This window comes from Lysinibacillus parviboronicapiens (assembly GCF_003049575.1).
In the GTDB taxonomy this organism is placed as follows: Bacteria; Bacillota; Bacilli; order Bacillales_A; family Planococcaceae; genus Lysinibacillus; species Lysinibacillus parviboronicapiens.
Genome location: NZ_PYWI01000016.1, coordinates 92,162 through 101,048 on the forward strand (window position 1 = coordinate 92,162; position 8,887 = coordinate 101,048).

Annotated in this window: 11 protein-coding genes; 9 read left to right on the forward strand and 2 right to left on the reverse strand. The window is 38.8% G+C overall.

Going from position 1 to position 8,887, the window contains the following annotated elements; genetic code table 11:
- The first annotated feature begins 60 nt into the window (after window positions 1-60).
- The 8 genes from C9J35_RS14575 (at window position 61) to salA (ending at window position 6,372) form a co-directional block, all read left to right on the forward strand.
- Entirely contained in the window at window positions 61-906 is an 846-nt protein-coding gene (locus tag C9J35_RS14575) for an energy-coupling factor ABC transporter ATP-binding protein (RefSeq protein WP_107925089.1), read from the forward strand.
- Window positions 882-1,754: an energy-coupling factor ABC transporter ATP-binding protein gene (locus tag C9J35_RS14580; protein ID WP_107925090.1), complete on the forward strand. Its 873-nt coding sequence runs from the start codon at window positions 882-884 to the stop codon at window positions 1,752-1,754. Before C9J35_RS14575 ends, C9J35_RS14580 begins: the two co-directional genes overlap by 25 nt.
- A complete protein-coding gene (locus C9J35_RS14585) occupies window positions 1,751-2,548 on the forward strand; it encodes an energy-coupling factor transporter transmembrane component T family protein (protein WP_107925091.1) in 798 nt (265 codons plus the stop codon). The genes C9J35_RS14580 and C9J35_RS14585 overlap by 4 nt, the downstream gene beginning before the upstream one ends.
- Window positions 2,549-2,561: 13 nt before the next feature.
- Complete coding sequence (gene truA, locus C9J35_RS14590) at window positions 2,562-3,302, forward strand: tRNA pseudouridine(38-40) synthase TruA (protein ID WP_054767913.1); 741 nt, start codon at window positions 2,562-2,564, stop codon at window positions 3,300-3,302.
- A gap of 257 nt (window positions 3,303-3,559) precedes the next feature.
- Window positions 3,560-3,997 carry a 50S ribosomal protein L13 gene (rplM, locus tag C9J35_RS14595; RefSeq protein WP_010860583.1) on the forward strand — a complete coding sequence of 146 codons (438 nt, stop codon included), beginning with the start codon at window positions 3,560-3,562 and terminating at the stop codon, window positions 3,995-3,997.
- 25 nt (window positions 3,998-4,022) lie between these two features.
- Window positions 4,023-4,415, forward strand: coding sequence for a 30S ribosomal protein S9 (gene rpsI, locus C9J35_RS14600; protein ID WP_004233744.1), 393 nt, complete (start codon window positions 4,023-4,025; stop codon window positions 4,413-4,415).
- A gap of 115 nt (window positions 4,416-4,530) precedes the next feature.
- Window positions 4,531-5,244 carry an N-acetylmuramoyl-L-alanine amidase gene (locus tag C9J35_RS14605; protein WP_107925092.1) on the forward strand — a complete coding sequence of 238 codons (714 nt, stop codon included), beginning with the start codon at window positions 4,531-4,533 and terminating at the stop codon, window positions 5,242-5,244.
- A 72-nt stretch (window positions 5,245-5,316) separates the two neighbouring features.
- Window positions 5,317-6,372, forward strand: coding sequence for an iron-sulfur carrier protein/transcriptional regulator SalA (salA, locus tag C9J35_RS14610; RefSeq protein ID WP_107925093.1), 1,056 nt, complete (start codon window positions 5,317-5,319; stop codon window positions 6,370-6,372).
- A 55-nt stretch (window positions 6,373-6,427) separates the two neighbouring features.
- Here the strand turns inward: salA and gerD are convergent, their stop codons facing one another.
- The gene (gerD, locus tag C9J35_RS14615; protein WP_107925094.1) at window positions 6,428-7,039 is read right to left on the reverse strand and encodes a spore germination lipoprotein GerD; all 612 of its coding nucleotides are present in this window, start codon (window positions 7,037-7,039) and stop codon (window positions 6,428-6,430) included.
- A 150-nt stretch (window positions 7,040-7,189) separates the two neighbouring features.
- Between gerD and C9J35_RS14620 the strand changes: the two genes are divergently transcribed.
- Window positions 7,190-7,864 (forward strand): KinB-signaling pathway activation protein, encoded by a 675-nt coding sequence (locus C9J35_RS14620; RefSeq protein ID WP_107925095.1) that lies wholly within the window; start codon window positions 7,190-7,192, stop codon window positions 7,862-7,864.
- Between the two features lie 40 nt (window positions 7,865-7,904).
- Here C9J35_RS14620 and C9J35_RS14625 read toward each other — a convergent pair whose 3' ends face one another.
- Window positions 7,905-8,594: a hypothetical protein gene (locus tag C9J35_RS14625; RefSeq protein WP_235616321.1), complete on the reverse strand. Its 690-nt coding sequence runs from the start codon at window positions 8,592-8,594 to the stop codon at window positions 7,905-7,907.
- Window positions 8,595-8,887: the final 293 nt, after the last annotated feature.

The following is an 8,887-nucleotide window of genomic DNA, read 5'->3' on the forward strand; positions in this document are numbered from 1 at the left end:
CATACATAAAACAGTGTAAGTTAGTTAGTAGAGCTGAGCATGTAGAGAGGAGTACTAGAAATGCCCGAAATCTTATCGTTAAATAATGTAACGTTTTCATATACACCTGATGACACAGAAAGTCGCAATGCAGTAGAAGATGTGAGCTTTGCTGTTCAGGAAGGTGAATGGATTGCCATTGTCGGTCATAATGGCTCTGGTAAATCAACAATTGCAAAACTAATGAATGGTTTATTATTCCCGCAACAAGGGGATGTTCGTATATTACGACAAATACTGAGTGAAGATAATTTATGGGAAAGCCGTTCACAAATCGGTATGGTGTTTCAAAACCCTGATAATCAGTTTGTCGGTGCTACGGTGCAAGATGATGTTGCCTTTGCGCTTGAAAATAACGGTGTACCATTTGAAGACATGGTAAAACGTGTACATGCAGCGCTAGAGCAAGTTAAGATGGGTAGTTTTTTAGACCATGAGCCACACCATTTATCGGGTGGGCAAAAGCAACGTGTGGCCATTGCAGGTGCACTCGCGTTAAAACCAAAGTTGTTAATCTTAGATGAAGCTACATCCATGTTAGACCCTCAAGGTCGTGCGGAGGTATTACAAACCGTTCAAACATTACGTGCAGAAACAGGTTTAACAGTTTTATCTATTACGCATGATTTAGAAGAAGCTATGCTTGCGGATCGTGTCCTTTTTATGAATGATGGTAAAAAGTTTGCAGAGGGGACACCAACCGAAATTTTTGCACTTGGGGACAAGCTTGTCGAGTTAGGACTTGACTTACCGTTTGCCATGAAGTTATCAAAGTTATTGCAAAAGGAAGGTGTTCCATTAATGGGACAACATATGACAGAAGAAGAGTTGGTGAATGATTTATGGACATCAAACTTCAACAAGTAAGCTATGCTTATGCACAAGGTACACCCTTCGAAAAACGTGCTTTGTTTGATGTGAATTTTGCTATTCCATCACATACCTATCAAGCGATTATTGGCCATACTGGCTCTGGTAAATCAACAATTCTTCAGCATTTTAATGCACTGTTAAAGCCAACATCCGGTGAAGTACATATCGGAGATCGGGTTGTTGTAGCTGGGAAAAAAGCGAAAGATTTAAAAGCTGTACGTCAAAAGGTTGGCATTGTTTTTCAATTTCCAGAGCATCAGCTTTTTGAAGAAACAGTATTGAAGGATATTATGTTTGGTCCCATGAATTTTGGGGTGCCAGAGAAGGAGGCTGAAATTCGTGCAAGAGAGCTTGTACGTTTAGTAGGTCTGCCGGAAAACGTTCTTGAAAAGTCACCTTTCGATTTATCAGGTGGGCAAATGCGTCGTGTAGCAATTGCTGGCGTCCTGGCAATAGAGCCAGAAGTCATTGTTTTAGACGAACCAACGGCTGGGCTTGATCCACGTGGACAAAAAGAGATTATGGATATGTTTTATTCGTTGCATCAGGAACGAGGCTTAACGACAATTCTTGTTACTCATAGTATGGAAGATGCTGCGCGCTATGCAGACAATATTGTCATAATGCATGAGGGCAAAAATGTGTTGAGTGGAACCCCACGTGAAATTTTTAAGGATGTTCAGACATTGAAGGAGCTTCGTTTAGAACCGCCTCGTATTGTGCGCTTTCAACATAAAATTGAAAAGATGATGAATTCATCACTATCAAAGGTATGTTTAACAGAAGAGGAGCTAGCAAATGAAATTGCCGGGTTGTTAAGAAAGGAGCGTGCGGAGTCATGATGGAAAAAATGATTTTCGGGCGCTTCCTACCTGGAAATTCCCCTGTGCATAAGCTTGACCCACGATCAAAACTTATATTCGTGTTCGCATTTATCATTATCGTTTTTTTAGCAAATAATACGATAACATATGCAATGTTACTTGCCTTTACTTTATTTATTGTTTTAGTGTCACGTATTCGCTTGTATTTTTTAATAAATGGTTTGAAGCCTGTGCTCTTTTTAATGGCTTTTACGTTCTTACTTCATATTTTTATGACGAAAGAAGGCGATCTATTATTTCACTGGAGGTTTATCTCCGTTTATGAAGAAGGTGTTCGCCAAGGGATATTTATTTCAGTAAGATTCCTTGTTTTAGTGTTTATGACATCAATTTTAACATTAACAACGTCACCAATTTCAATTACAGATGGTATTGAAGTGCTACTAAACCCATTAAAAAAAGTGAAGGTACCTGTACATGAGCTAGCCCTTATGATGTCAATCTCTCTGCGCTTTATTCCGACTTTAATGGATGAGACAGATAAAATTATGAAGGCGCAAATGGCACGTGGTTCTGATTTGTCTTCCGGGCCTATCAAGGATCGTATTAAAGCCGTCGTACCTCTACTAGTACCACTCTTTGTAAGTGCTTTTAAACGTGCTGAGGATTTGGCAACTGCAATGGAAGTACGAGGTTACCGTGGGGGCGAAGGACGTACCCGTTATCGTCAGCTGAAGTGGGACATGGGCGATACATTTGCTCTTGTATTATTAGTAGCAATGGCTGTATTACTATTCTTTTATAGAAGTTAAAAGGAGTAACTTTATGCGACGATTAAAAGCAATAATTAGTTATGATGGAACGCAATTTTCTGGCTACCAAGTGCAACCCGGGGAACGTACGGTACAAGCAGAACTTGAGCGAGTACTTGCCATCATGCATAAAGGGGAAAAGGTCAAAGTGACCGCGAGTGGTCGTACGGATGCAAGAGTACATGCTACAGGGCAAGTACTGCATTTTGATACGCCGCTGACTATCCCGGTAGAAAAATATATGAAAGCACTAAATGTTCAGTTACCAAAGGATATCCGGGTATTAGCAATGGAAGAAGTGGCTGCTGATTTTCATGCGCGCTATAGTGTGGTAGGAAAGCGCTATCGTTATATTTGGTCATGTGAGACTGTTCAAAGTCCATTCCGCAGACATTACACGGTAGAGACAAATGGTCTGAAGCCAGATGTGGCAGCAATGCAGGAGGCGGCAAAGGCGATAATTGGTACGCATGATTTCTCATGCTTCTGTGCGGCCAATACAAGTGTGCAAGATAAGGTGAGAACAGTGAATACACTTCGGTTTGAATGGCATGGAGAAGAGCTACATATGATTATCGAAGGTAGTGGCTTCCTATATAACATGGTGCGCATTATTGCAGGTACTTTATGGGAAGTTGGTATCGGGCGTCGCGATATTATCAATGTGGAAAAGGTTGTAGCATCCATGAATCGCGATAAAGCTGGTAAAACTGCACCAGCACAAGGCTTATATCTTGAAAAAGTCTTCTATTAATGATGTACGTACATGAATTTTATTTAGAGGTAAATAGGAAAATTATTATCCAAAAATGGGTGTAAATACGCCAAGGTAAACCTGGTGATTTTCCCTATACAACATCACCAGGTGTTTAATGAAATTACTTGACTTTAAAAGTCATTCATTATATGATAACAGATGGTATTTTCATTACCACCACAAATAAGCCCCGAAACTTATAGTGTAGTCTAATGAAAAATAACGGTAATCGAATTGATTAGGAGGATATATACATGCGTACAACATTCATGGCTAAAGGTCACGAAGTAGACCGTAAATGGTTAGTAGTTGATGCAGAAGGCCAAACTCTTGGACGTTTAGCTTCTGAAGTAGCTGCAATCTTACGTGGTAAACATAAACCAACATTCACACCAAACGTTGACACAGGTGATCACGTAATCATCATCAACGCTGACAAAATCCATTTAACTGGTAACAAATTAGAGGGTAAACTTTACCGTCACCATACTCAATTTGCGGGTGGTTTAAAAACTCGTACTGCTGGTGAAATGTTAGAAAAGTACCCAACAAAAATGATCGAATTAGCAATCAAAGGGATGCTTCCTAAAAACTCTTTAGGTCGTAAAATGTTTGGTAAACTTAACGTTTACACTGGAACAGAGCACCCACATGCTGCACAAAAACCAGAAGCATATGAGCTTCGCGGATAATATAAATTAAGAGGAGGATATTACTTTGGCACAAGTTCAATACATCGGCACTGGTCGCCGTAAAAGCTCTGTAGCTCGTGTACGTTTAGTACCAGGTACAGGTAAAATTGTTATCAACAAGCGTGAAATCGAAGAATACGTACCATTCGCTGCATTACGTGAAGTAATTAAACAACCATTAGTAGCTACTGAAACTACAGGAAGCTATGATATCCACGTAAACGTTAACGGTGGTGGATACACTGGTCAAGCTGGTGCTGTTCGTCACGGTATCGCTCGTGCTCTACTTCAAGTAGACCCTGATTTCCGTGCTGCACTAAAATCTGCTGGATTACTTACTCGTGATTCACGTATGAAAGAGCGTAAAAAACCAGGTCTACGCGGCGCTCGTCGTGCACCTCAGTTCTCAAAACGTTAATCTACGGATTATTCTTATCAAACTCTCAAGCTTATGCTTGGGAGTTTTTTTTTACTTTGTAGCATAGTTCCATCACTATTTTCGTACACTATATGTAAAAGGGTGGTGGATATGGGTGAAGCGCTGGCTTGCACTAGGAGTGATTATGCTAATGAGTATAGTATTCGTGGCATATGAGACAAATGCTTCGGACCGTAACTTCTTCTTACCAGACCCACTTAGTGGCATGAAAATTGTCATTGATGCGGGGCATGGTGGTGAGGATGGAGGTGCTTCAAAGGGCGAAGTAATTGAAAAGGAAATCACACTTGCTATTGCGCAGCAAGTAGAGAAGCGATTAAAGAAGAAGGGCGCAACGGTCGTGATGACACGAACGAAAAATGGTGATGTGATTGATGAGCACGCGTCATCAGAGCAGTATAGTACATTAAGAGAACGAAAAAAACAGGACATCTTTTTACGCAAGGATATTGTTGAAAAAGAACAACCCAATGTCTTTATTACAATTCACGCGAATGCAATTCCAGAAACAAAATGGCGAGGAGCACAAGTGTTTTATCATAAAGGCGGACATGCTGACGGAGAATTGCTAGCAAAGAGCATTCAACAATCAATCCGTACGAACTTACAAAATACAGATCGAGAAGCACTGTCGATTAAGCAGATTTATTTATTGAAGAAAGTGGAGGTTCCTGCAGCATTAGTTGAGACTGGCTTTATCAGTAATGACGAGGAACGTGCATTACTAGTTGATAAGAAATATCAAGAAAAGATGGCAGATGCCATCGTAGAAGGTATAGAAGATTATCTATTAGCAAAAATTGAATAGAGCACCTGCAACCACGTAAATCAAATCATTATGATATACTAACATTGAGATAATATAAGGGGAGTGTTCGTCGTGATAACAGAACAACAAGTGCGAGAAATATTAGGACAACTACAAGATCCATTTTTACATAAATCATTAGCAGAAACAGATGGAATTACAAATGTTGCAATTAAAGAAGAAAAAAATCATGTCAGTGTGAAAATTGCTATTGCTAAAACAAATACGCCTGAGCAGATGCAACTGCAAATGAAAATTGTTGATGTATTAAAAGAAGCGGGCGCTAACACAGTCGGAATTCGCTTTGAAGAATTACCGACAGAGAAATTACAAAGCTTCCGTGGAACAGCAACAGAGGCAGAAGCTCAAGATATATTATCACCACTTAGCACAGTGCAAGTTATTTCAATTGCTTCTGGTAAGGGTGGTGTAGGGAAATCTACCGTATCAGTTAACTTAGCTGTTGCTTTGGCACGTCTAGGAAAAAAAGTTGGTTTAATTGATGCTGATATATATGGCTTCAGTGTACCAGATATGATGGGTGTTACGGACATGCCGAAAGTAGTCGACAACCGGATCTTCCCGGTGGACCGTTTAGGCGTTAAGGTAATCTCAATGGGCTTCTTCGTTGAAAATAATGCACCAATTGTATGGCGTGGACCAATGTTAGGGAAAGTATTAGATCAATTCTTCCGAGATGTAGAGTGGGGAGAGCTTGATTACTTACTATTAGATTTACCTCCAGGTACAGGTGATGTCGCTTTAGATATTCACCAAATGCTACCGTCATCAAAAGAAATTGTAGTGACGACACCACATCCGACAGCAGCTTTCGTAGCAGCGCGTGCAGGGGCTATGGCTTTACAAACAGATCATGAAATTTTAGGTGTGATTGAAAATATGGCATGGTTCGAGTCGAAATCAGGAGAGCGTGAATTTGTATTCGGACAAGGTGGAGGGCCAAAATTAGCAGACGAGTTACGTACAGAGTTACTTGGGCAAATTCCACTGGGGCAACCAGACTGGACAGATGAGGATTTCGCGCCTTCCGTTTATGCAGAGAAGCACAATACTGGACAAATCTATTTAGATATAGCTGCGGAAGTAATAAAAAAATTAAATAAATAAACAAAAACGGATTTCCTCAAGATGCAGGAAATCCGTTTTTCTATAATGTAGAGGATTATTGCTTATTTTTTTGGTCATTTTCAGAACTTCCGCCACTTTCGCCGCTAGTCTCTTTCTTCTCTCCTCCATCAGCAGATGAACTTCCCTCACCGCTCTTTTTAATGAGCTCCTGCCATTTCGATTGCATAAGAGGACTTTCAATCGTTTCTTTTACGACTTCCTCCATTTGTTTCCGAAGGTTAGCGGATTTTAAAATCGTCTCCAACTGCTTTTGCATATCGGGCTGACCAAAGAAAGCCTCCATATCCTTTTGGAAAGTAGGGTCTTTTATAAGTTCCTTCATAATATCCTGCTGTTGCTTTTGCATACTCTTAGCTACAGTCTCTTTAAATTTTGGATCTTCAAAAGTTTTTTTCCAAAAATCCTCTGCTTCTTTTGAAAGTAAAGTTTCCTCTGTTGCTTTCTTTACTTCCTCATGTTCCAAAATCAATAATTCACGAAAACTTGGCTCCTCTAAAAGCTGTCGCAGTGCCTTTTTACCATCCTCTGTTTGAAGAGAGTCAATCATAATTTTTTTTATTTCATCATAGGACATGGTAGAGGTTTTATCTTGTGCACAGGCAGTAAGGATAAGCATCAGAATTAGTAATAAGGTGAATTTTCGCATTAACATCAGTCCTTTCTATAGATAGACTCTTTCAATTATTGTTCACATTTATGATGACTTTATGTATTGGATGGGATGAGAAATAGCTTTTTTAACAATGCATTGTTAAAATGAGTACAGATATATTGAGAAATTGGGGGATTTTTTGTTGTGACGATACGAAATTGGGCAAAGTTTTTCTTCTTTGCAATGCTCGTTGGTGGTGTAGTCAACGGAGTTTTTAGTTTATTTATTCGTTGGGATTTCTTCCAACCGTATGTAGCAAATGGTCAATGGGGAGAATTCTTTGCCGGACTTTTATGGATGGTATTTTTAGGATTCACAATGAGTGTTATTGCGCAAGCTGGATTTTTCGCCTATTTAACTTTACACCAAGTCGGAGTGAATATATTCAGAACGCTAACATTATGGAATTGGGTACAGCTACTGCTAATTGCCGTAACTATTTTTGATATTGTGTTTTTCCGTTTTATACCGGGTGTAAAAGATGGGCAAAGCTGGTTATTTTATATTGGTTTATTAGTCGTATTAATTTTCGGTTCTATAGCAACAGCCATGCAAAAAGTAAAGATGACAGGAAAAAAGCATGTATTAATTTCAGCTTTATTCTTTATGATTGTCATCACAACATTAGAATGGACAATTGCTTTAATGGGGCGAGATGAAAATATTAATGAGTATGTCGCATTGCTGCTATTTCCATTATTAGCTGTGAACGCGTATCAATTGTTAGTATTACCGAAATACAATGCAAAATCCGATGAAGATCGTCAAAAATTAGAAGCACGTCGTAAAGCACGCCGTGAACAAGCTAAAAATGCATGACAAACAGAAGTTGCCTCAAAATAGATTGAGGCAACTTTTTTTATGGAGATTTCTTTGATTGAACGGAATAACCGAATATATTTTCTTCAATTGACATAAATTTATTTTGTTGTACGAAGGTATTAAACTCATTAAATGAAATGTTGCTATTTTGGTGTAACGGAATAAAGAGAAAATCTCCTTTTTGTAATTTGGGTGTTTTCTCTCCTTGCCAAACTAGCGAAGGCGAAAGGATATTTACCTGTTGTTGAAACAAAGTCTTTTGTAAATCTTGCGAATATTGGTGATTCCTTGTGGCAAACCAAAGAGGTGGAGTTTTTAAATGCTTTTCATAAATATTAATATCTTTTTCCACCAATGCAAAATCAATGGGCTCGTCTACGGAATCTTCTGGACCTAATAAACCTGTTGGCAGTTTTCTTTCTTCAATGATTTTCATATGTTCGGGCGACCGTTCAATCCAAGCGGCATCTAAAAGAAGAAGCGGGTAAGGTTCTTTTATAGTCTTTAGCCATTCTAAAAGTGATTCATCAGAAAAAGAAATTTCGACAATTAGTGATGTACCATAGTGTCCTTTAGTTACTACTGCTGGAGCATTTGCGATATTAAATACAGAAATCATGGTAGAATTTAAAGGCTTTATGAAGACAAATAATATTACGATCAAACACAATGATATCAACGTTTTACGAAACATATTAACACCCTCATCTCTATTGAATTTAAGCAAAAAAAATAACTCCTTAAAAAAACTTATGATTTAGTGTTGACTTTCATGAATAATCGATGTTATTATGTATAAGTCGCCAAGAGGTGACGCACTAAACGAAACAACATGAACCTTGAAAACTGAACAAGCAAAACGTAATCAATAACGTTTTTAGTAACTAATTTCGGTTAGTGAACGAAACAAAATTTTGGACATCAAAATTGATGCCAGCAAAACAATTTGAGCTAATCAAATTTCTTTTATGGAGAGTTTGATCCTGGCTCAGGACGAACGCTGGCGGCGTGCCTAATACA

Bases quoted from the DNA above. Each gene is read 5' to 3' on its own strand.
- C9J35_RS14575 (WP_107925089.1), top strand. From the start codon at position 61: ATGCCCGAAATCTTATCGTTAAATAATGTAACGTTTTCATATACACCT.
- truA (WP_054767913.1), top strand. From the start codon at position 2,562: ATGCGACGATTAAAAGCAATAATTAGTTATGATGGAACGCAATTTTCT.
- C9J35_RS14585 (WP_107925091.1), top strand. From the start codon at position 1,751: ATGATGGAAAAAATGATTTTCGGGCGCTTCCTACCTGGAAATTCCCCT.
- C9J35_RS14580 (WP_107925090.1), top strand. From the start codon at position 882: ATGGACATCAAACTTCAACAAGTAAGCTATGCTTATGCACAAGGTACA.
- rplM (WP_010860583.1), top strand. From the start codon at position 3,560: ATGCGTACAACATTCATGGCTAAAGGTCACGAAGTAGACCGTAAATGG.
- gerD (WP_107925094.1), bottom strand. From the start codon at position 7,039: ATGCGAAAATTCACCTTATTACTAATTCTGATGCTTATCCTTACTGCC.